This is a genomic window from Paenarthrobacter sp. NPDC090520 (assembly GCF_044769205.1).
GTDB lineage: Bacteria > Actinomycetota > Actinomycetes > Actinomycetales > Micrococcaceae > Arthrobacter.
This window is the reverse complement of the sequence record NZ_JBIVXM010000013.1, coordinates 78,973-101,600: the sequence shown is the minus strand read 5'-3', so window position 1 is coordinate 101,600 and position 22,628 is coordinate 78,973. Positions and strand designations below refer to the sequence as shown.

At 64.7% G+C, this 22,628-nt stretch carries 15 protein-coding genes; 6 read left to right on the top strand and 9 right to left on the bottom strand.

Annotated elements, in window-relative coordinates:
• The first annotated feature begins 208 nt into the window (after nucleotides 1–208).
• Both ACIQTZ_RS16170 and ACIQTZ_RS16165 read left to right on the top strand, forming a co-directional pair.
• Entirely contained in the window at nucleotides 209–2,254 is a 2,046-nt protein-coding gene (locus ACIQTZ_RS16170; protein ID WP_402982244.1) for a DUF6807 family protein, read from the top strand.
• A complete protein-coding gene (locus ACIQTZ_RS16165; protein ID WP_402982242.1) occupies nucleotides 2,251–5,346 on the top strand; it encodes a family 78 glycoside hydrolase catalytic domain in 3,096 nt (1,031 codons plus the stop codon). The genes ACIQTZ_RS16170 and ACIQTZ_RS16165 overlap by 4 nt, the downstream gene beginning before the upstream one ends.
• A 43-nt stretch (nucleotides 5,347–5,389) precedes the next feature.
• Here the strand turns inward: ACIQTZ_RS16165 and ACIQTZ_RS16160 are convergent, their stop codons facing one another.
• The 6 genes from ACIQTZ_RS16160 to ACIQTZ_RS16135 all read right to left on the bottom strand — a co-directional run bounded on the left by ACIQTZ_RS16160 (nucleotide 5,390) and on the right by ACIQTZ_RS16135 (nucleotide 12,003).
• Nucleotides 5,390–6,691: an ABC transporter substrate-binding protein gene (locus ACIQTZ_RS16160; protein WP_402982240.1), complete on the bottom strand. Its 1,302-nt coding sequence runs from the start codon at nucleotides 6,689–6,691 to the stop codon at nucleotides 5,390–5,392.
• 137 nt (nucleotides 6,692–6,828) lie between these two features.
• Nucleotides 6,829–8,118 carry an MFS transporter gene (locus ACIQTZ_RS16155; protein WP_402982239.1) on the bottom strand — a complete coding sequence of 430 codons (1,290 nt, stop codon included), beginning with the start codon at nucleotides 8,116–8,118 and terminating at the stop codon, nucleotides 6,829–6,831.
• A gap of 37 nt (nucleotides 8,119–8,155) precedes the next feature.
• The gene (locus ACIQTZ_RS16150; RefSeq protein ID WP_402982237.1) at nucleotides 8,156–8,806 is read right to left on the bottom strand and encodes a Poxvirus protein I5; all 651 of its coding nucleotides are present in this window, start codon (nucleotides 8,804–8,806) and stop codon (nucleotides 8,156–8,158) included.
• A gap of 11 nt (nucleotides 8,807–8,817) precedes the next feature.
• Nucleotides 8,818–9,738: a carbohydrate ABC transporter permease gene (locus tag ACIQTZ_RS16145; protein ID WP_402982235.1), complete on the bottom strand. Its 921-nt coding sequence runs from the start codon at nucleotides 9,736–9,738 to the stop codon at nucleotides 8,818–8,820.
• On the bottom strand, nucleotides 9,735–10,688 hold the full coding sequence (locus tag ACIQTZ_RS16140; protein ID WP_400337103.1) for a carbohydrate ABC transporter permease: 954 nt from the start codon (nucleotides 10,686–10,688) through the stop codon (nucleotides 9,735–9,737). Before ACIQTZ_RS16140 ends, ACIQTZ_RS16145 begins: the two co-directional genes overlap by 4 nt.
• A gap of 28 nt (nucleotides 10,689–10,716) precedes the next feature.
• Nucleotides 10,717–12,003, bottom strand: a complete 1,287-nt coding sequence (locus ACIQTZ_RS16135; protein WP_402948199.1) for an ABC transporter substrate-binding protein — start codon at nucleotides 12,001–12,003, stop codon at nucleotides 10,717–10,719.
• A 210-nt stretch (nucleotides 12,004–12,213) separates the two neighbouring features.
• On the opposite strand from ACIQTZ_RS16135, the gene ACIQTZ_RS16130 reads away from it, so the two are divergent.
• Entirely contained in the window at nucleotides 12,214–14,241 is a 2,028-nt protein-coding gene (locus ACIQTZ_RS16130) for a beta-galactosidase (protein ID WP_402982233.1), read from the top strand.
• Between the two features lie 128 nt (nucleotides 14,242–14,369).
• On the opposite strand, the gene ACIQTZ_RS16125 is transcribed toward ACIQTZ_RS16130, so the two are convergent.
• The 3 genes from ACIQTZ_RS16125 to ACIQTZ_RS16115 all read right to left on the bottom strand — a co-directional run bounded on the left by ACIQTZ_RS16125 (nucleotide 14,370) and on the right by ACIQTZ_RS16115 (nucleotide 17,785).
• Nucleotides 14,370–15,746 carry an ABC transporter substrate-binding protein gene (locus ACIQTZ_RS16125; protein WP_402982232.1) on the bottom strand — a complete coding sequence of 459 codons (1,377 nt, stop codon included), beginning with the start codon at nucleotides 15,744–15,746 and terminating at the stop codon, nucleotides 14,370–14,372.
• 169 nt (nucleotides 15,747–15,915) lie between these two features.
• A complete protein-coding gene (locus ACIQTZ_RS16120) occupies nucleotides 15,916–16,848 on the bottom strand; it encodes a carbohydrate ABC transporter permease (protein ID WP_402982230.1) in 933 nt (310 codons plus the stop codon).
• A complete protein-coding gene (locus ACIQTZ_RS16115; protein ID WP_397325611.1) occupies nucleotides 16,841–17,785 on the bottom strand; it encodes a carbohydrate ABC transporter permease in 945 nt (314 codons plus the stop codon). The genes ACIQTZ_RS16120 and ACIQTZ_RS16115 overlap by 8 nt, the downstream gene beginning before the upstream one ends.
• A gap of 346 nt (nucleotides 17,786–18,131) precedes the next feature.
• Here ACIQTZ_RS16115 and ACIQTZ_RS16110 point away from each other — a divergent pair, with 346 nt between their 5' ends.
• Genes ACIQTZ_RS16110 through ACIQTZ_RS16100 form a run of 3 tightly spaced genes read left to right on the top strand, consistent with a single transcriptional unit; the run spans nucleotide 18,132 to nucleotide 22,524 of the window.
• Nucleotides 18,132–19,370, top strand: a complete 1,239-nt coding sequence (locus tag ACIQTZ_RS16110; RefSeq protein WP_402982228.1) for an acetylxylan esterase — start codon at nucleotides 18,132–18,134, stop codon at nucleotides 19,368–19,370.
• The gene (locus ACIQTZ_RS16105; protein ID WP_402982227.1) at nucleotides 19,367–21,412 is read left to right on the top strand and encodes a DUF6807 family protein; all 2,046 of its coding nucleotides are present in this window, start codon (nucleotides 19,367–19,369) and stop codon (nucleotides 21,410–21,412) included. Before ACIQTZ_RS16110 ends, ACIQTZ_RS16105 begins: the two co-directional genes overlap by 4 nt.
• Nucleotides 21,409–22,524: a M24 family metallopeptidase gene (locus ACIQTZ_RS16100; protein WP_402949601.1), complete on the top strand. Its 1,116-nt coding sequence runs from the start codon at nucleotides 21,409–21,411 to the stop codon at nucleotides 22,522–22,524. Before ACIQTZ_RS16105 ends, ACIQTZ_RS16100 begins: the two co-directional genes overlap by 4 nt.
• The last annotated feature ends 104 nt before the right edge of the window (nucleotides 22,525–22,628 follow it).

The following is a 22,628-nucleotide window of genomic DNA, read 5'->3' as shown; positions in this document are numbered from 1 at the left end:
CGAGCCCCACGTGGGAGTCAAGGGCAAACTTGAATCGTTACATTCGGGTGGAGTCCGCGCTACACTGGCAGGAGCGGATGCGGGAAAGCGCTTGCCACCAAGTACGTGCCCACCCCTTGGCCGAACATCCCGCTACCGGAAATACTGTGACGAAGGCGTCAGCGCCCTCGTTGCCGCCCCAGATCGCAGCATGCACCGAGGAGCCCACATGGACACGCCATCCGCCGAACTGAGCGCCGCCGCACCAGGGTTGCAGGCCCCACCGACGCTGAAGACGGCCCCTGCCAGGATTGCCTTGGTTGGCGTCCATGGCTTCGGCCTCCACCATCTGGGCAACCTCAACAGGCTCTCGGCGCAGGGACTGGTGGAACTCGTGGCCGTGGCAGATCCGAACCCACCGGCTCCCGGGGCGCTCCCGGAGACCACCGCCGTGTACGCGGACCTCGATTCGCTCCTCGCCGGAAACCACAGCCCGGACGTCATCATCGTGGCTACGCCTATCCAGACCCACGCTCCGCTGGCATTGTCCGTCATGGCGTCCTCGGCGGATCTCTACCTGGAGAAGCCGCCCGTCGCGTCCATGAAGGACTTCGTCCACTTGCAACAGGCCGCCCGTGACTCCGGCCGCAGCGTCCAGATCGGCTTCCAAAGCCTGGGATCGCATGCCCTCGCCGGGCTGGCTTGCCTCGCACGGGGCGTAGCTTCACCCGAGCTTCCTGCTATTGGCAGGCTCAAGAGCATTTCCGCCACAGGCCGCTGGGTCAGGGACCGCGCCTATTACAAGCGCTCGCGCTGGGCCGGGAAGCGCAGCATTGACGGTGTTGATGTAGTGGACGGCGTGGCCACCAACCCGCTGGCCCACGCGATCGCCACCGCGCTCCGGATCGCCAATGCCCGGGAGGCCGAACAGCTGGCTTCGGTGGACACGGACCTCTACCGCGCCAATGAGATCGAGTCCGACGATACATCCGTGATCCGGCTCCGCACCGCGGACGGCCTGACCATCACGTGCGCCCTCACGCTCTGTGCCACCGAGTCCGTGGAACCGTACATCACGCTGCACGGCAGTGAAGGGACGGCCGTGTTCCACTACACCGAGGATCGTGTCACCGTGACAACGGGCGCCGGTGAGACCACCCACACCTTCGGCCGCGACGACCTCACAGAAAACCTGCTCCAGCATCTGTCCAACGGAACGCCTTTGCTGAGCCCTCTGGACCACAGCGGCGCCTTCATGCGGGTCCTCGAGGCCATCCGCACGGCTGAAGCGCCCACGGCCATTCCCGCATCGAGTATCGAGTGGGTGGGAACGGGCGAGCAAGCGCATGCAGTGATCCCTGGCATCGAGGAGATCCTGGATCGCGCCACTACGGCAAATGCCACGTTCTCGGAACTGGGGCTCCCCTGGGCCACACGCCACCGAGCCGGCGCCGAACCCCTGTTCCAGACAGCAAAGAATGCAGTCATTACGCTGCGGACCGGGACCGCCCTGGACAGCGGCCTGTCTCCGCGCCCTTACCTGCACCCCGTCACCACGCAGTCCGGTATCGTGGTGACCGACCACCTGCCGATCGACCATGCCTGGCATTTGGGAGCGGGCTTCGCCCTGCAGGACGTCAACGGCACCAACTTCTGGGGCGGCCGCAGCTACCGGCGGACTGCGGGACGATATCTCGACCTTGAGGATCACGGTCGGATCGAGCTCCGACGCAGCGTTCGCCACCAGGACAGCGCAGTTCTTGACCTTGAGTGGATTGGCACGGACGGCACCACCCTCCTCACCGAGAAGCGCACTTACGGGCGTTCCGTGGTTGACCACCGCACGTGGCGCCTGGACATACGGACCGAGCTGACCGCCGTCGTGGATTTGGCGCTGGGCAGCCCGGGCTCCCACGGCGCAGCCGGCAGTGGCTACGGTGGATTCTTCTGGCGGCTTCCCGTCAATGGCCAGCCACGCGTCTTCTCCTCCACAGCCGACGGCGAACCTGCCGTTCACGGCTCGGTTTCGCCGTGGCTGGCGTGGGCTGGAGAGTTCGACGGCGGGCCTGCCACCTTGGTGTTCGGGGCGCCGCAAGAGTCGGCTGATCCGTGGTTCGTGCGGCTGGACGGGTACCCGGCCGTAGGCTCGGCCCTTGCTTGGGATTCACCCGTGGAACTCAAAGCAGGCCACATGCTGAGCCGGAGCATCCCCGTGTGGATCAGCGACGGATCCTTGGGAGCTGCGGAAATCGAGGCCCTGGTGGCGGCACGGTGAACGCGGCTTCGTCCCAAGCCCTCATGGCCTCCCACCCCACGGTCCAGGGCCTGTCCCGCTGCCTCACCGCCCCAGCCAAGCCGACGTTTGCTTGGCGGCTGGCGGCAGAGGCCACGGACGCGGCCCAAAACGGCTACCGCATCAACGTCATGGACAGCCGGGGCAGCACGGTCTGGGACTCAGGCCAAGTGCCATCCGGGCAACAACACCACATCCCCTACACAGGGCAGGACCTGGCTCCGGACTCCGACTACACCTGGACCGTGCAATTGACGGATGCCAAGGGGGCCACGGGCGCTGCCTCTCCCCCGGCCTCCTTCAGCACGGGCCTCGGCGCCGCCGGAGAAGGCTGGGCCGCCCACTGGATCCACCGCGCTCCCGGTGGCCGCGCCCCGATGCAACTCATGGACGGCTTCCTGCGCATAGGCGGCACTCCGCACGCTCCCTGGCCCGTCCAAGCCGAGGGACCGGTCACCGTCAAGGCGCGGTTCCGCCTCCGACTGGGCACGGCCGGGATCCTCCTGCGCAGCGATGGCGCGGGGAACGGCTTGCTCCTTGAGCTCAAGCCCCATGGTGCTGCGCTGCTCAGGCCGGCCCCCGCTTGGGAGATCGGAGCCGCCGCCGCACCCTGCACGGTGCCGGTGGCCGAGACGCAGGGTTTTGAAGCGGCAGCAGCGTCGCGGGCGGGCACGGTTCCCGCCGACGGTTGGCAGGACCTGACCGTGACTGACGACGGCGACGGGATCGTCGTCGTGATTGACGGAAAGCAGGTCCTGGAGGCGCTTGTGCCCCGTCATAACGGGCATGGAACCGGCGTGGCCTTCCACCAGGGACCCCGCAGCCAGGCGGAGTACCGCGCACTGACGGTGCATGCTGCGGGCTCCACCGTGCTGGAAGCAGATTTTTCATCGCCGGACGCACTGGACGCCTGGCAAACAAGCACGCCCCACCGCCAACCGGACGAATGGACGCTCGCCAAGACCACCGTGGAACTACTTGGCAGGGTGGTCCGGGCCCGCCTCTATGCTGCGGCCGGCCATCATGCGCGCTTCTCGATCAACGGCATGCCCTGCCTGGAAACCACCAGTTTCGGTTATCCCGGTGAGCAGTTCTACGACGCTGCGGACGTGACCGACGCGCTGCAGGACACAGACTCAGCCACCATCGAGGCCCTGGCCCACTGGTACGGACCCGGTCAGGGTCGGGCTGCCGGCCGCCCGGGGTTGCTGGCCCAGCTGAGCGTTGAGTACGACGACGGCACCCGGGACCTGTTCGGAACCGGGCCCGGGTGGTTGCTCGCCGAAGGCCCCTACAGGCAAGCGGGATACCGCAACGACGAAGGCGATCCGATCGAGCATCACGACGCGGCGTCCTGGCCTGCACCGGAAGGCTGGTCCCCTGCGCAGTCGCTCGGGCAGCACCCTGTCCCGGACTTCCCGGTGCTGCACCCCAACTACGCGATGGTCGCCCGGAACCAGGTGTCCGCCGTCGTGATCCGCTCGGCAGAGGACGGCACACCCGTGGCGGACTTCGGCAGGGTCCTGCCGGGGCGTCCAGTGGTGGAATTCGGTAGCGGTGTAGACGGCCGGACCATCATGATGCGGGCCGGTTACGCGCTGCTTGAGGACGGCCGGGTGGACCACGGCAAGACGGCCAGCCAAAACACGGACATGACTTTTCCCTACACCCAAACCGGAGGCGCCCAGTGCTACGGGGCTGCCGTCCATCTGGGGTTCCGCTACCTTGAGTTCCCCGGCCTGTCCGTGGCAGAACTCGGCGACGTAGCGGCCGTGGTGGTCCACGCGGAGCATCCGGACGAGGCAACCTTCAGCAGTTCGGATCCGGTCCTGGACCACGTCTTCGCTTTGCTGAAAGACTCTGCCCTGTACGGCGTCCAGGAGCAGTTCGTGGACACCCCTACCCGCGAGAAGGGACAGTTCCTGGCTGACGCTGCGAACATTTCCTACGCCACCATGGCCCTGTTCGGCGAGCGCCACTTCACTGCCAAGGCCCTGCGTGAGTTCGCGGCGTCGGCGGGCCGCTACTGGGCCTCCCCGGAGGAGCGCGGACGCTACAACGCGGTTTACCCAAACGGCGATGGCAAGCGCGATATCCCGGATTTCTCGCTCATGATGCCCGAGTGGGTGGAGGAGTACCACCGCCACAGCGGCGATGATGCGCTGGTCGAAGAACTGCTCCCCTGCCTTGTCGATTCAGCCGACTACGTGCTCCGGCACATCCCGGTCGACGGTCCGACCGCCGGCCTGGTCACGAACTTGGGCGGAGGGTCCGGCCCGTACCTGCACGGCATCGTGGACTGGCCCGCTCCTGGCCGGTTCGGCTACGACATGGACTGCGCCGCACGGACCACGGTGAATGCGCAGGCCTGGTCAGTGCTCGACGTCGTCAGCCGGTTGTGCGCCACCGCCGAACGTGAGCGGGACTCGGCGAGGTTCGCTGCCGCGGCAGCCGCGCTCGGGGCTCGGTTCAATGACGCCCTTCGGGTGGACGGGGTCATGGTGGACGGCCTGCACGCCGACGGCAGGCCAAGCCTGAACGCTTCCCAACACGCGACGTCGTTCCCGTTGTCCTTGGGCATCACTCCCCCAGAGCATGCCGCCAAAGACGCGGAACGCCTGGCCGGAATGGGGATGCGCCAAGGCCCCATGACGGTGCACCGCCTGTTCCGCGCCTTGCTGGCAGAGGGCCGGGTGGACGCTGTCCTGGACCTCCTCACGGACGCCACGCAACCGGGGTGGGCCAGGCAACTGGAGGCCGGAGCTTCTTTTACCTGGGAAGCCTGGGATCTCGTGGAGGGCACCGACTACAGCCAGTCCCACGCTTGGTCCGCTTCCGTGGTGCGGGAGATCTTCGAGTACCTCCTCGGTGTCCGCATCACTGCTCCGGGGGCTGCCGCCGTCGTGATCCAAACGCCGGTGTGCCGGCTGGAACGGGCGGAAGGCACCATCCCCACGGAGCGCGGACCGGTCCGGGTGTCTTGGCGCCGCACCCCCGACGGCACGGAGCTGGACTACTCGGCCCCTGCTGGAGTGAAGGTTGACGTGATCCTTCCGCGAGATGGCAAACAATGACAATGTCCTCGGGACTGCCATCACATGCCATCCCGCGGAGGGGCTAGCTGCGCAGCTGGCTCTTCGCCTCCGGATAGGCTTTCTTGGCTGCTTCTTCAGGCGAGAGGCGGTTGAAGTGGACCTCCATGCCGTAGCGGCCCAGCACTTCCATCACCGAGCTTGAACCGGCGGGCGGCACGGGAACGGCGTCGCCCAGTTCGGAGGAGATTTCGTCGATGAACTTGGCGGTGGCCGCGTCTTCGGGCGTGAGGTTCGGAGTGACGGCGGTACGGACCTCGGAGTTACCGGGAATACCGCGATCGGCCAGCGCAATCTGGCCGGCTTCGACGCTGTTGGACAGGAAGTCGATGAACTTCTGGACCTCGGCCGGGTGCTTGGTGCGCGAACTCGCGGACCAGAACTGGGACGACTTGTAGTACTGCTGGGCGTCGGCAGCCGAGCCGTCCGCGCTCGGCGGACGGTGGATCTCCAGTGCCTGGCCGGATGCCTTGCTCAGGGCAGAAAGCTGGTTGGACCAGTACCATGCCAAGGCGAAGCGGTTGGTGGCCAGGCCCTGCTGGTCCACGGACGCCGTAACATCCTCGGTCATCACCGAAGCTGGCGGAACGGCTTTTGAATCCCGGAGCCGGGCTTGGTACTCATACCAGCCCTTCAAATCGTTCTCGTCGAAGCCGAAGTGGCCGTCTTCGGCGAAGAGTTTCTTTCCGTGCTGGCGGAACCACAGGTTCATGGGTGCGTCACCGGTAACGGCACCGGATCCATAAACCCCGTCCTTGCTCTTCGAGGTGATGTCCGCAGCGGTCTTGCTGTATTCGTCCCAGGTCCAGGTCTTGTCATCGGGGAGCGTGACACCACTGGCGGAGACCAGGGACGGATTGGCCAGGACCACCTGGGCGTTGACGCCGGCGGTGATGGCGTACTGCTTGCCGTCCACCTTTCCAGCGTCAGCCACTGCTTGATCGAACTTGGACTGGTCAACGTCCTTCAACTCCAGCAAGGCCCCGCGGCCCGCATACTCTCCGAGGTACGCAGCGTCCATCTGGATGATGTCCGGGGCATCCTGCGACGCGACCTGGGTAGCAAGCTTGTCCCAGTAGCCGGACCAGTCTCCATATTCCCCCTTGATCTTGATGTTGGGATTCTCGGCCTGGAACGCGTCGATGAGCTTTTGGGTCATTTTGTGGCGGACGTCGGAGCCCCACCAACTGAAGCGGAGGGTTACGGTCCCGTCGGATGCTGCCTGGGGAGAGCCGCCACAACCGGTCATTGTTATGGCGAGCGCTGCCGCGGCAGCTGCGACCTTGACGGAAAGGCCGGAGAAAGATTTTCGTGCACGAATCGACATCTGGAGTCCTTGTCTTGAACGCAGGTGAGTCTTGCAGATGCGCGTTAGAGAAAACGCTTTCTCAGCGTAGATGTGCGTTACATCACAAGTCAAGGTATTTTTTGTGAGTTTCGACCGCCAGGGTGTTCAGAAAGCGATCAAGCGTCCGCGGCCCGCCGTCGTGCAAACACGTAGAGCAGCAAGCCAATCACGGCAGCCGAGACCATCCCCAAGGCGCCCGTGACCACCAAGCCCGTCCGCACGCCGAACTCCCCGGTCAGCCAACCGGCAAGCAAGCCACCCAGTGCATGCCCGCCAAGGAGGAGTGGAAGATACAGGGCCAACACGCGCCCGCGGACATGCGCGCCGGCTTCCAACTGCACTGCCGTCGCAGCGCTGGTGAGGAACATCAGGGTCATGAAACCCACCACCACCAGCAACAGCACGAACCATTCCTCCGTGGGCATCAGCGCGGCCACCAATTGGCTCAAGCCGAAGAGCCCTGCACTGGCTACGATGCCCTTCCTGCCGAAGCGCTTGATCCTCGTAGCAAGCAGCGCGCCAGCCAGTGCACCCAGGGCGCTGACGGTATTGAACAGGCCGAAGCCCGCCGGTCCGCTGTGCCAGACCCTGTCAGCGAACGCTGCGAGGACCACCGGACCGTTCATGCCGAAGGCACCCAGCAGGCCGGCCAAAAGCATGATGAGCAGGAGCGGCGGACGCGCGCGGACAAAGCGGAATCCGGCGAGGATCCCGCCGTGCCGGTCACCAGGTTTGGCGTGGCCCGGGGCATGGTGCAGTTCATTGGGGCGGATGGCCACGATCATCAGCAGCACAGCGATCCCCACCACGGCGTTGCCGGCAAACGCAGCCGCCGGTCCAGCCTTGGCGATGACAACACCGGCGAGTGCCGGACCCACCATCGCCCCAAGCTGGCCAATGGCACTGTTCAGGCCGATGGCCGCCGGCAATCCCCGGTCACCCACCACCTCGTTGACGAACACCTGCCGGGCAGGGCCGTCGATCGCACTGGTGACACCCAGGGCAATGCAACTGGCATAGACAACCCACACATCACGTCCACCGGTGGCATTCCACACCGCCAAGCCCGCAGCAAGCACCGCAGCGACGGACTGGCACACCAGGAGGATCCGGCGTTTGGGAAAGAGATCCACCAGGACTCCGCTGAGGGGACCCACCACCAGCATCGGCAGGAATTGGAGGGCGACGGCCAGGCCGACAGCGGCCGGGCTCCCTGTCAGTTGCAGCACCAACCAGTCCTGGGCCAGGCGCTGCATCCATACTCCCCCGCTGCTTGCCAAAGTCAGGGCAACGAAGATCCGGTAGTTATGGTGCCTCAGGGGGTAATGCCAGGTTTCGGGGTTGAGTGGCGGGCGTTGCGTAGGCTGTTGGGTTTGCGGACGCTGGGAAAACGGGCGCGAAGGCACGGGGGCGGTCAGCTCTCATCTGTGCGGGTGGTGCGGGCTAACGGTTTCGGTGGGAACGGATTTTGATGGCGGCGGTGGCAAGGATGAGTGCGCCGGGAACAATGACGAACAACGCCTGGAGCATCCACACGAAGACCACCGACATGCCCAGGGCAGCCAGCAAAAGGAGCGAGCCGCTCCAGTCGCGGACGGAGTCTTCCTTGGCGGTGGAGTAGGCTGCGGCCCACCCCTCCCCACCACCCGCGTCGGCAGGCTGGGTCGCTGCGTCCCACGCCACGGGGCCGCTCCAATTACCCGCGGTACGCAACAGCAGGACCGCGCCCGCGGCCGCCAGCACCAGGGTGGCAGGCAGGATGACCGTCCGCCCCGGCAATTGCTCCACCAGCGCGAGCAACAGGTTGAGGACAACCACCAGGCCGGCCGCCGCCGTCGTGATGCCGTACTTCCAACTGCCGGGCAGCGCCCGGCGGAAAGTGTCCCACAGGGTCCTGAGGGAATCATCCCTGCCGCTGAGGTGCCTTTCGAGATGGACGACGCCGGCAGCATAGGCCGCCGGCGCCGTCACCAGCGGCAGGGACAACAGAAGCACGATGACGCCTGCCAGCATCGTCTCGGAGAAGAGGGCAAAGCGGTTGACCGGAATTCCAGGCTTGTCCGAGGGCTTTCCCGAAGTGTCCATGACGCTCATTGCCTGTCCTCCTAGCCCTTGAGGCCCTGGGTGGAAACGCCCTCCACGATGTAGCGCTGGAAGATCAGGAAGAACACCAGCACGGGAAGGAGGGCCAGCACAGACATGGCGATCATGGCGCCGTAGTCCGAGCTCTGGGTCTGGTCCACGAAGAGCCGCAGGGCCAGTGGAAGCGGGTACTTTTCCGGTGTATTCAGGTACAGCAGCGGGCCCAGGAAGTCGTTCCAGCTCCAGATGAAGGAGAAGATGGACGTGGAGATCAGGGCCGGTTTCATAAGCGGGAGCATGATGGAACCGAAGATGCGGACGTGTCCGGCGCCGTCAATGCGGGCCGCCTCGTCCAGCTCTGCCGGCAGTCCGCGCATGAACTGGACCATGAGGAAAACGAAGAACGCATCGGCCGCAAGGAACTTGCCGATCAGCAACGGCACGTACGTGTCCACCAGGCCCAGCTGCTGGAAAATGATGTACTGCGGAATGATCACCACGTGGAACGGGAGCAGCAGGGTGGCGATCATCATGCCGAAGAACAAGCCGCGGCCCGGGAAGTTGATCCGCGCAAAGGCATACGCGGAAACGCTGGCCGAGAGAATGGTGCCTACCACGGCACCAATGGCGAGGATCAGGGAGTTGGTGAAAAACGTCAGCGTGCTGACCCCGCCAATGCCGTCCATGGCAGTGACAAAGTTGTCGAAGCTGAAGTTCGCCGACCACAGCGAGGTATTGCCGCCGCCGATCTCCGAGTTCGGCTTGAAGGACGAGGCAATCATCCACAAAGCCGGGTAGAGGACAATCCCCACCAGGACCAAGGCGACGATGTGGAAGATGACGCTCTTGGCTTTCCTGGCCGCGCCGGACTCTGCCTTCGGGTTGTAGGCCGGAGTCTCTGCCGGCGTTGGTGCGGACTGCGTGGGAGTTGCCATGGTTGTCATTTCGAATCACCGCTGTAGTGGACCCAGGACTTGGAGGTCTTGAAGAAGATCAGCGTGATGACGCCGACCACGATCACCAGGAGCCAGGCCATCGCCGAGGCGTAGCCCATCCGGAAGTCGCTGAAACCGCGCAGGTAGAGGTAGAGGGTGTAGAAGAGGGTGGATCCTGCAGGGCCGCCTTCACCGTTGGAGATGATGTAGGCCGAAGCGAAGATCTGGAACGCGTGGATGGTTTCCATGAGCAGGTTGAAGAAGATCACCGGGGAAAGCATGGGCCAGGTGATGTTGAAGAACTTCCGCACGGGACCCGCACCGTCCATGGAGGCGGCCTCGTAGAGATCGGCGGGGATCTGCTTCAGGCCGGCCAGGAAGATCACCATCGGGGCACCGAACTGCCACACTGTCAGCAGGATCATCATGGGCATGGTCATGGACGGATTGCCCACCCAGCCGCCGAGGTTGATGCCGAAGAAGGACAGGCCCTGGTCCACGGGACCGGAGTCACCGAACATGGCCTTCCACACGATGGCGATCGAAACACTCGCTCCGATGAGGGAAGGAGCGTAGAACGCGGAACGGTAAAATCCCTGTCCCTTCCGCTTGCTGTTCAGCAACATGGCCACTGCCAACGCGGCGGCGAGCTTCAAGGGCGTACCGAACACGACGTAGCTCAGGGTCACGCCCACCGACTGCAGGAACCGTTCGTCCTGGAACAAGGTGGCGTAGTTGTCCAGGCCGATCCACTTGGGAGCTTCAAAGAGGTTGTAGTTGGTGAAGGAGAGGTACAGCGAGGAAATCATCGGACCGACCGTCAGGGCGATGAATCCCAGCAGCCATGGCAGCAGGAACGTGTAGCCGGCGCGGGCATCCGCACCCCGCCGCCGCGGCTTGCGCGGCTGCGGGGAAGCGGACGACTGGGAACGCCGGCTCAGGGTTGGGCTTTGAGTCACGGGTTTCTTCCGTCAGTTCAGGCCTGGATCAGGCGTTCTGCTTGATGAGGTCTTCGGCTTCCTTGAACCACGCATCCGCTGCGCTGTCAACGGTCTGCTTGCCGTAGTTAAGTTCCGAGCTGATGCGCTTAAAGGATGCTTCCAGGGTGCCGAAGCCAACGATGGGCGGCTCGGGAGCGTCCTTAAGGTACTTCTCGATCGACTTCTCGTAGTCCACCACCAGCTTGTCCGTGCCCTCGAAGGTGGTGCCGTCGCGCTGGGTCTTGGAGGCGGGAACACCGCGGGAGGTCTTGAAGATCTGGCCAACCTCGGGATCGTTGACCATGAAGTCGATGAAGCGGGCCGCTGCTTCCTTGTACTTGGTCTTGGCGCTGGCCACCATGAGCATGGAGGGCTTGAGGAACAGGCCCAGGTTGTCCGGGTCGTCAGAGGGAACGGGAACGAGCTTGAGCTCCTTGGCGCCGCTGTCCGCGAGGTAGCCGGCCATGAAATTGTCCCACGTGGCCTCGGTGGCAGTGACGTTGGAACCGAAGGGGGACTTGGGCAGCAACTGCGTTACCTTGTCCTCGCCCACGATCGCCCCGGTGCCGCGGAGGCTGCCTGCCTGGTTCCACCACTTCTTCAGGTCGTCCTTGGAGAAGCCAAGCTTGCCCTCGTCGGTGAAGGCCTTGATGTTGTTCTGGCGCAGCCAGATGTTGAACATCCACCACACACCCGTGTAGTCGGTGCCACCGAACAACGTACCGTTGCCCTTCGAACCAACTTCGGTGAGGAATGCATTGAATTCCTTGTAGTTCCAGCCGGCCCCCGGCTCGGCGATGCCCAGGGTCTTGAGCTTGGCGGGGTCGTAGTAGACGGCGAAGGCGTTGGTGCTGGTAGGAATGCCGAACTGCTTGCCCCTGATCTGCCCGGAAGGCAGGAGGGACTTGTCGAAAGCGTCGGTATTGATCTTCACGGTGCCGAGGTCCAGGAGTTGATTGCGCTGGCCGTAGTCCCGCAGGTAGGAAAGGTCCCACTGCATGACGTCCGGAAGACCTCCACCGGCAGCTTCCGTGGCGCGCTTCTGCCAGTAGCCGGTGAAGTCGGTGAAGTTGCCGTTAACCTTCACGTCGGGGTTCTTGGACTCGAAGAGGGCAATGGCCTTGCGGGTACGCTCGGCGCGGTCATCGTTGCCCCACCAGGTGTAGGTGATGGTCACGGGGTTCTGGGCTGAGCCTGTCTGCCCGGAGGACGAAGACTGCCCACAAGCGGACAGGAACGCCGCAGATGCCGTGCCCAGGGCCACCGTGGTGAGGAAATTCCTTCTGTTGATCATGAGAGCCTCCTTGCTCAGTTGGTGCAAGCCCCATTTTTTGATCATTACAACGTGGCAGTGATCTCGCTTACACTCGTTCTGAATCGATACAATATCCCCATTCGGGAATCTGGGCAAGCGTTTTCCAAGAACGCGCTTTCGCAGCTTCCGGCCATACCATGTCCTGCACCACCAGTCATCCAGAACGTCCAACCAGACGAAGGAGTCCCCTTGTCCTCCCCTGAAACCTCCCGTGGTCCATCGGTTTGGAACAGCGTGCCCGGCATCGCCTACGGCGGCGACTACAACCCCGAACAATGGCCGGAAGACATCCGGCTCGAGGACATCGAGCTCATGAAGGAGGCCGGCGTCAGTTTCCTGAGCGTCGCGATCTTCTCCTGGGGCCTGCTGGAACCCAGCGAAGGAAACTACGATTTCGGCTGGCTCGATGACGTGTTGGACAACCTCCACGGCGCCGGCATCAAGGTGGCCTTGGCCACGGCCACCGCTTCCCCACCGGCGTGGCTGGCCCGCAAGCACCCGGAAATCCTGCCCGTCACGGCGGAAGGCGTCCGACTGGAGCGTGGCTCCCGACGGCACTACTCGCCGTCGTCATCGGTGTACCGCAGGTACGCCACCGCCATGACGCGCGTTATCGCCGAACGCTATAAGGACCACCCTGCCCTGGCCTTGTGGCACGTGGACAACGAGCTCGGCTGCCACGTGGGCGAGTTCCATGGCGAAGAGGATGCAGCCGCCTTCCGCCGGTGGCTCGAACGCCGGTACGGGACCATCGAGGTGCTGAATGACGCCTGGGGAACCGCCTTTTGGTCCCAGCACTACGCATCCTTCGACGAGATCATCCCGCCGGGAGCAGCTCCCACCACCCTGAACCCTGGCCAGCAGTTGGACTTTGCCCGCTTCAACTCCTGGGCCTTCATGGACTACTACCGGGAACTGCTCGCCGTGCTCCGCGAGGTGACCCCCGGCGTACCGGCCACCACCAACTTTATGGTCTCCAGCGCAACGAAGACCCTGGACTACTTCGACTGGGCCAAGGACATGGACGTCATCGCCAACGACCACTACCTGGTCGCGGCCGACCCGGAGCGCGAGATCGAACTCGCGTTCAGCGCCGACCTGACGCGCGGCGTGGCCGGCGGAGATCCGTGGATCCTGATGGAGCACTCGACGTCGGCCGTCAACTGGCAGCCGTACAACCAGCCCAAGATGCCCGGCGAAATGCTCCGGAATTCCCTGGCCCATGTGGCCCGCGGGGCGGACGCTGTCATGTTTTTCCAGTGGCGCCAGAGCAAGGCGGGCTCCGAGAAATTCCACTCGGCCATGGTTCCGCACGGCGGCCGGGATACCCAGGTGTGGCGCAACGTGGTGGACCTGGGTGAAGCCCTCCGCAGGCTGGAACCCGTCAAGGGTTCGCGCGTCGAATCCCGCGTGGCCATTGTGTTCGATTACGAGGCCTGGTGGGCGTCGGAACTGGACTCGCATCCGAGCCAGGGCGTCAAGTATCTCGACACCATGCGGGCCTTCCACCGTTCCCTCTACCTGCGCGGCGTAACGGCGGACTTTGTCCATCCCACCGGAGACCTGTCCGGCTACGACCTGGTCCTGGTCTGCACGCTCTACGCCGTAACGGATGAGGCGGCTGCCTCGATAGCGTCCGCGGCACACCATGGAGCCACTGTGCTGGTCAGCTACTTCAGCGGCATCGTCGACGAACGCGACCACGTGCGGCTTGGCGGCTATCCCGGCGCTTTCCGCGAACTTCTGGGCATCCGGACCGAGGAATTCCACCCGCTCTTCCCCGGCACGTCCACCACCCTGAATGACGGCACCGTGGGTTCAGTGTGGAGCGAACACGTGCGGGCAACCGGTTCCACCGAGGTCCTGGCCACCTTCACCCACTATCCGCTGGACGGCGTCCCCGCCCTCACCCGGCGGGCCACCGGAGCCGGGTCAGCGTGGTACCTCGCTACGCTTCCCGACGCCGACGGCATCGACGCACTGACCGCGCGTCTCCTGGACGAAGCCAAGGTGACGTCCGCGGCCGAGGCGGGTGCCGGCGTCGAACTTTCCCGCCGCCGGGCGGCTGACGGCCGCAGTTTCCTGTTCGCCATCAACCACGGCCGGGAGGACGTAACGGTGAAGTCCGACGGCGAGGAGCTGCTGAGCGGCGAACGCTTCAGTGGAGTGGTGCCCGCCGGAGCCGTGGCCGTGATCGCCGAAGACCCACCCAACTAAGTCGCAATTGTGCGCGTTTTGAACGCTCAAAACGCGCACAACTGCGACCCAGTTGGGTGCCCGCGCACGGAAAAGCGCCCCGGATTGATCGCGTTGACCAACCCGGGGCGCTGTTCGGTGCTGAAAGGCTAGGCGCCGATCGCGGACTTCATTTCGTCCACGGCCTTCTTGCCTGCTTCTTCGGTGGAGAGCCTGTTGAACAGGACTTCGGAGCTGTAGCGCTTGACGATTTCCTGGATGGCACCAGCACCCTTCGGCGGAGCTGCCGGAGCCTTGCCCAGTTCGCCCTGGATGTCGCTGATGAAGTTGACCACCTTGGTGTCCGCCGGAGCCAACTTGGACTGGATCGCTTCGCGGACATCCGAGTTGGGGTAGACGCCGCGGTCAGCAAGCAGGATTTCGCCGGCCTTGACGTTGTTGGTCAGGAAGTTGATGAACTTGGCGGTCTCTTCAGGGTGCTTGGTCCGCGAAGAGGCGGACCAGAACTGGGAGGCCTTGTACCAAAGCTGGGTGTCCGACGCCTTGCCGGTCTTGGACGGGAAGCGCAGGATCTGCAGCTCACCACCCGCGGCCTTTTCCAGGGCGGGCAGCTGGTTGGACCACCAGAAGGCCAGGCCGTTCTTGCCGGTGGCCAGGCCGCTCTGGTCAAGGGGCGCGGCTTCTGCTTCAACGATTTCCGAGGCCGACGGGACAGCCTTCTTCTCGCTCAGTTCCTTCAGGAAGTCCCAGTAGCCGGCGATGTCCGAGGGCTCGAACCCGAGCTTGCCATCGTCGGTGTACAGCGACTTGCCGTTCTGGCGGAGCCACACGCCGAGGGACGCCTCGTCCGTTCCATAGGCGGCGGCACCATACGTGCCCTTCGGGGACTTGGCCGTGACTTCGGCCGAGATCCGCTCGAAGTCGTCCCAGGTCCAGGTCTTGTCGTCCGGGAGGGCAACGCCGGCAGCCTTGAAGACTGCGGGGTTTGCCAGGATGGTGGCTGCGTTGATGCCCGCGGCGATGCCGGTGAGGCCCTTGGGACCCTTGCCTGCATTCAGTGCAGCCTCGTCCAACTTGGAGGTATCGATCTGGTACTTGGAGAGGTCCAGGAGGGCGCCGCGGCTGGAGTACTCGGTGATGTACTTTTCGTCCATCTGGATGATGTCCGGAGCATCGTTGGCTGCCACTTGGGTGGCCAGTTTGTCCCAGTAACCGGACCAGTCGCCGTATTCGGCCTTGATGGTGATGTTCGGATTCTCGGCCTCGAAGGCCTTGATGGCTTCCTGCGTCAGTTGTGCCCGCTTGTCGCCGCCCCACCAGGAGAAGCGGAGTTCAACCTTGCCATCGGCACTCTTGGCCTCTGAGCCTCCCCCACAGGCACTCAAGGCCAGGACGGCTGCCGCGGTTGCTGCAATAATGGCCGAAGCGCGAAACTTGCGCTTGGACCGCTTGGCCTTGGGTTCCGACGAGCGCGCCTCCGACGCGGCTGCGTGGGCGACTGCTTCACCCTTGGGAAATACCGGCACTGTAGTCTCCGATCTTCTTTGATCCGTGGAAGTGTGAGAAAGCGTTTTCTCATTGGAATTATGATACAAGTCACTATCTTGTGTGACAAGTACCATTTCTGTCTGGGTTTACTGACGGGAAGGGGCCGGCTTGCACCGGCCCCTTCCCCTCGGCGGGGCGCCTTCAGGCTTATTTGATGCCGGTGGTGGCGATGCCCTTGATGAGGAACCGCTGGCCAAACAGGAACACCAGGAACACCGGGAACAGGGACACGATGGACATGGCGAAGAGTGATCCCCAGCTGGTGGCCGATTGTGAGTCGACAAAGGCCCGCAGCGCGACCGGGACGGTGAACATGTCCGGGTCCGTGAGGTAGATCAGGGCGCCGAAGAAATCGTTCCAGGTCCAGATGAACGTGAAGATGGTGGTGGTGGCGAGGGCCGGAACCATCAACGGAAGGATGACGCGCAGGAAGATCCGGGTGTGGCCTGCGCCGTCGATGCGGGCGGCCTCATCGAGTTCCTTCGGGATACCGCGGATGAACTGGACCATGAGGAACACGAAGAACGCATCCGTGGCCAGGAGCTTGGGCACGATCAACGGCCAGAAGGTGTTCACCCAGCCGATCTGCGAGAACAGGATGTACTGCGGCACGATCACCACATGGAAGGGCAACATGATGGTCAGCAGCATGATCCCGAAGAAGAGCTTCTTGCCGGTGAACTGGAGCCTCGCGAACGCGTAGGCGGCCATGGAGCAGGAGATCAGGTTACCCAGGATGGAGCCAAGGACCACGATCGCGGAGTTGATCATGTAATGCCCGAACGGATGGGTCAGCGCGGACCAGCCGTCGGTGTAGTTGCTCATTTCCAGGTTCTGCAGCCACAGGCCGGGTTCGCGGAAGATGAGGTCGTTCGGTCGCAGGGAGGAGACAACCATCCACAGGAGCGGGTAGATCATGACCCCGCCTACCAGGATCAGGATGGCGTGCTTGATCAGTCCCTTGATGCGGGCGCTGCGGCTGAAGGCCAGGGTTCCCCGGGATTCGCGGCGGCGGGGGGTCTTGCCCGGCTGCTGTGACGTGGAGCCGGAAGTGGCGGGCATGGTCTGAGTTTTAGTCATCGTAGAACACCCAATACTTTGAAGCGATGAAGTTGATGGCCGTGAAGGCACCGATGATGACCAGCAGGAACCAGGCCATCGCTGAGGCGTAACCCATGTCGAACTGGCCGAAGCCCTTCTGGTACAGGTACAGCGTGAAGAACATGGTGGAGTCCGACGGACCGCCGTTGCCGCCCGAGACGATGAACGCCTGCGTGAACGACTGGAACGAGCCGATGATCTGCAGCACCAGGTTGAAGAAGATGATGGGGCTCAGCATGGGGATGGTGATCCGCCAGAACTTCTGCAAGGTGGTGGCGCCGTCAACTTCGGCTGCCTCGTAGTACATGTTCGGGATCTGGCGCAGACCGGCCAGGAAGATGATCATGGGGCTGCCGAAGGTCCACACGTGCAGCAGGATGATGGAGCCCAGCGCAGTGTTCGGATCCGAGATCCAGCCCGGGCCTTCGATGCCGATCATGGCCAGCACCTGGTTGACCAGGCCCGTGGTGCCGAAGATCTGCTTCCACAGGATGGCAACGGCAACCGAGCCACCGAGCAGCGAGGGCAAGTAGAAGATGGAACGGTAGAACGGGAGTCCGCGGAGGCCTTTGTCCAGGACCAGTGCAATGAGGAGCGCCACGGCCAGCTGCAGGGGCACGCCCACCAGGACGTACGTGAACGTCACGCGCAAGGAGTTGTGCAGGCGGGCATCGCTGAACATCCGGACAAAGTTGTCCAGGCCAACCCACTCCGGCGGCTGCAGGAGGTTGTAGTCGGTGAAGGACAGGTACAGGGACATCAACATGGGTCCCACGGTGATGACCACCAGGCCGATCAACCATGGCAGGAGGAAGACGTAGGCGGCCTTGTTGTCGCGGCCGTTCGCCTTCTTCTCCTCCTTGGTCATGGGGCCCTTGCGGCGGGTCATCGTGGAGAGTTCGCCAATAGCGCTCATTGCGTCCTCCCTGCGTGACCCCGGACGCCCTGCGGCGTTGCGGGGTGGTGCTGTGCGGCCATGTGGTCTCCTTTGGTCATCGTGGCCTTCCACGGAATTCGTGCTGGGAAATGCTGCCTCCGGGTCCGCCGGGGGCTCCGGCGCAGCCCCCTGGTTTTCCAGGATTCCGATCCCGGCGTTCAGCGGCTCCGTACCAAAGTAAACGTTTTCTTGACCCATGTACAGCCTTTTGCTAATTTTTGAGAAAGCGTTTTCTGATGAATGCGCTCCACAGGATTTCCCGCTCGCCGAAGCAGCCCGGCGTGCGGTTCCGCACACCCATCCGCCCCAGCAAAGCAGGACTCACTTGTTCCCGAAAAAAGCCACGGACACCGCTGTACTGGCCGGGATACAGGCACGCCCCAGTGCGATTGCCGGCTACGAGGACTGGCCGGACCATGCAGCCAACAATCCCCACGTGCCCGACTCCCCCGCTGCGAAGCTGCTCGCCGAAACACTCGGCGTTCCTGCCCTCGCACCGAATCCCGGGTACTCGGTGGAGTGGGAAGTGGAAGACAACAATGTGGTTACGTCCAAGCTGACGTGGCAAACCGGCTTCGGTCCCCGGACATCGGCTTGGCTGGTCAAGCCCGCCGATGCCACGGGACCACTCCCCGGGATCCTCGCCTTGCACTGCCATGGCGGCATCAAGTCGCACGGCGCCGAGCGCCTGGTGGGAATGCCTCCCGGCGTAGCGGAACAGTCCACGCACGACGACGGCACCGCCTCCGGCAACAGCCTCGGCCCCCTGCCACCCGGCTTACGGTCACGGCTCTACGACGGCAGGCCCTGGGCCACGTGGTTGGCCCGCCATGGGTTCGCGGTCCTGGCCCACGACGCTTTCATGTGGGGCAGCCGCCGGTTCACCCTGGACCCACTGCCCTACCGGACCGCCCACACGCTGGCCGGGCAGGAGGCACTCTGGCGGGAGGCCGGCGTCGTACCTTCCGACGCGGAACGGTACAACGCCGCGGCAGCTGCCCACGAAGAAACCGTGGCAAAGGCCGCCACGTTGCTTGGCTCCACTGTGGCCGGGACGGTGGCCCACGATGACCTCGTGGCCTTGGACATCCTGGCCTCTCTCCCCGGCGTTGATGCCGGACGGCTTGGTTGCGTCGGGTTTTCCGGTGGCGGCGGCCGGGCCATGGTCCTCGCCGGCCTGAGCCCGAAGATCCGCAGTTGCGTGGTGACGTGCATGATGACCACCTTTGAATCGCTGCTACCCGCGTACCTCGACGCGCACTCTTGGCTCCTCCATTCCCCCGGACTCTCTGGCTTGGGCGAATGGCCGGACGTCGTGGCGCGTTCCAGTGCGGAATCTGTCCTGGTGCAATACGGGCTGCGCGACGAACTTTTTCCCGAAGCCGGAATGCGCGACGCCGATTCCCACCTCAGGCGCGCCATGGCACCGGGCCGGTACACGGGCAGCTTCTGGGACGAACCCCACGTCTTCACGACGGCGATGCAGGAAGAGGCTGCCGCTTTCCTCGCCGCCCGGCTCCAGGCAGAACCACCCACCCAAGCTTCAGCGAGGACCACCCCATGACCCAGCCCGCAACCGTCACCAGCCCAACACCGCCCGTGCCCGTGCCCCGCGTCGCACTGGTAGGCGTCCACGGCTTCGGCGAACGGCATCTGGACAACCTCCGGCGCCTCGGGTCCGAGGGAAGGCTCCGCCTGGTGGCTGTCGCAGATCCCCAGCCACCCGCGGACGGTCAACTGCCTGACGACGTTGCCGTGTTCGCCTCCCTCGACGAACTCCTGGCCGTGGGGCAAACCCCTGACGTGGTCATCATCTCCACGCCCATCCAGACCCACGCACCTTTGGCCCTCGCAGCACTCGCGGCAGGCGCCAACGTGTACCTGGAAAAACCACCCGTGGCCTCCATGGCGCAGTACTCCGACGTGATGGCAGCTGCGCGGGAGGCCGGAAAACTGGTTCAGGTGGGCTTCCAAAGCCTGGGATCGCATGCCATTGACGCCATCCAAGGGTTGCTGGCCTCCGGCGAACTCGGCGAACTCCGCGGGATCAGCGCCACCGGGCAGTGGCTGCGCACCAAGGGCTACTTCACCCGCTCCCGGTGGGCAGGAAAGCGAAGCATCAACGGAACCGATGTAGTGGACGGGGTGGCGACGAATGCCTTGGCCCATGCCGTCGCAACAGGGCTGCGCCTGGCCGGTGCGGCGAAAGTCACCGATGTCCGGCAGGTGGATACGGATCTCTACCGGGCCAACGACACCGAAAGCGACGATACCTCCGTTGTCCGAATCGCTACCGTCCACGGCACTGTCCTGACCTGCGCACTGACACTGTGCGCCCCCGTGCAGTCGGCCCCGGTGGTCACCGTCTACGGCACCCTGGGGCAGGTGGCCTTCTCCTATACCGAAGACCGGCTGGACATCACCACTCCGCGGGGAACCCGATCGGAAAGCCATGGCCGGACCGACCTCTTGGAGAATCTGCTCGCGGCCCGGTCCGAAGCGGACCTCCTGAGCCCCCTCGGCGGCACTGGAGCCTACGTTGCCGTCCTCGAAGCGATCCGCACTGCCGAGGATCCGGCCCTCATCGATCCGGCCTTCGTGACCTGGGCGGGAGAAGGGAATGCGGCACACGCCGTGGTGGAGGGCATCGGGACCTGGATCCAGCGGGCCGCCCTGGGGCAGGCCACGTTCGCCGAGCTCGGAGCGCCTTGGGCCTCCGGCTCCAGCAAGCCCGTGATGGAACTCGGCGGGACAGTCGTGGCCACCATCCAGGATGGAACCGGCACCAGGCCAACGTCGTCGCCCCGGCCCTACCTGCACCCCGTCCGGACCTTGGCCGGAACCGTCGTGACGGACCATGTGCCCGAGGACCATGTGTGGCATCTGGGGGCCGGCGTGGCTTTGCAGGACGTGGACGGCATCAATTTCTGGGGTGGCCGTACCTACACCCGGGACGCGGGAGCGTACGTGTGGCGCAAAGACCACGGGCACATCGTCACCGAATCCGCTGAACACACGGAGGGGAAGCGGGTGGAACTGCTTGGCTGGGTCGGTCCCGACGGAACACGGATGCTCCGCGAACAACGCGAATGGAGTTGGGCCGCCGTCGGGCAGTCCGCATGGGCGTTGACGCTGGACTTCAGCCTTGAGCCGGCCACTGGTGGCTCCGTGATGCTGGGCAGCCCCGGGTCGAACGGCCGGCCGCAGGGCGGCTACGGCGGCTTCTTCTGGCGTCTGCCGAAAGTGGGCGATGCCACCATCTGGACCGCGGATGCCCGCGGCGAGGACGCGGTCCATGGGAGCGTGGCGCCGTGGCTGGCTTGGTCTGGAACGTTCGACGCCGGAACGTCACCCGGCGGGCACGGCACCGGCGGACTGGGCCACCCTGCAACGCTGGTGTTCCTCGCCTCGCCGCAGGCACCGGATCCGTGGTTCGTGAGGCAATCGGGCTACCCGGGCGTCGGGCTTTCCCTCGCGTGGGACACCCCGGTCCGGGCAGAACCCGGCAATCCTGTCCACCGCACCGTCACGGTCCTCATCGCCGACGGATTCCTGGCCACCAACGACATTAAACAACTCATCTCAACCTTGGGGGAATCGGCATGACCGCTCCAGCTCAGTCCACAACCGTGACCGTCACAGCGCCACGGACCGCACCCGGCAACGCAGCCGATCGCGCCGTCAAGCGCCGGCGCGTCCTGGATATCCTCGATGCCGCGGGCCGCGATTCACTGCTCCTGACAACGCATACGGCGCTCACCTGGTACTTGGACGGGAGCCGCGTGCACATCAGCCTCGCCGGGGATCCCATCGCTGCCCTGCTGGTGGACCGGGACGGCGACCACCTGGTGACGTTCAACAACGAGGCCGGACGGATTGCCGCCGAGGAACTCCCCCAGGGCGTCAGCCTTCACACGGTTCCCTGGCACGGCCCGCTGCACGCTACGGCCGCTGGGCTCGCCGGCGATGGCGATCCCCTGCTGGAAGCCGCCGTGGCAACCGAACTCCGTGCCGCGCGGCAGCAACTCCTTCCCGCCGAGGCCGCCCGCTACGCCAGGCTCTCGGCCGATGCCGCAACAGCCATGACCGACGTCCTGTCGCAGGCAACACCCGGTACCACCGAGTTCGAGCTGGTCTCCGATCTTGCTGCCCGGATCGTCGCCGTCGGGGCCGAACCGCTGGTCCTGCTCTGCAACGGCACGGGCCGCAGCGACTTCCGGCACCCGTTGGCTACGCACTCGCCGATTGGCCGCCGCGCCATGGCCGTGGTGTGTGCCCGCCGTGACGGCCTGGTTGCCAACGTGACCCGCTGGGTGGCGTTCGACGCCGGCACTCCCCAGGAGCTCGACGCCGAGGCCCGCATCGCGGCGGTGGAAGCGGACATCTTCCGTGCGACGGTGCCGGGTGCCCGCCTCAATGATGTCTTCACCGAGATCCAGTCGGCCTACGAGAGGCACGGCTTCGGCGCTGACCAGTGGAAGCTGCACCACCAGGGCGGCCCTGCAGGATATGCCGGACGGGATCCCCGGGTCACCGCAGAGGTCACTGACTGGATTGTCGTCAACCAGCCCTTCACGTGGAACCCTTCCGGTCCCGCCGTGAAGATCGAGGACACAGTGCTGCTCGCCGAGGGCGGGCTGGAGATCCTGACCTTCGACGAACGCTGGCCCACAGCGGAAGTCGACGGCCGCCGTCGTCCGGTGACGCTGCGTCCATAACCCGTCGTCCCCCACACGAAAGGGGCGGGTCACCATCAAGGTGACCCGCCCCTTTCGCGCGTGGCTACCCAAGTAGGTCGCAATTAAGCGCGTTTTGACCGCTC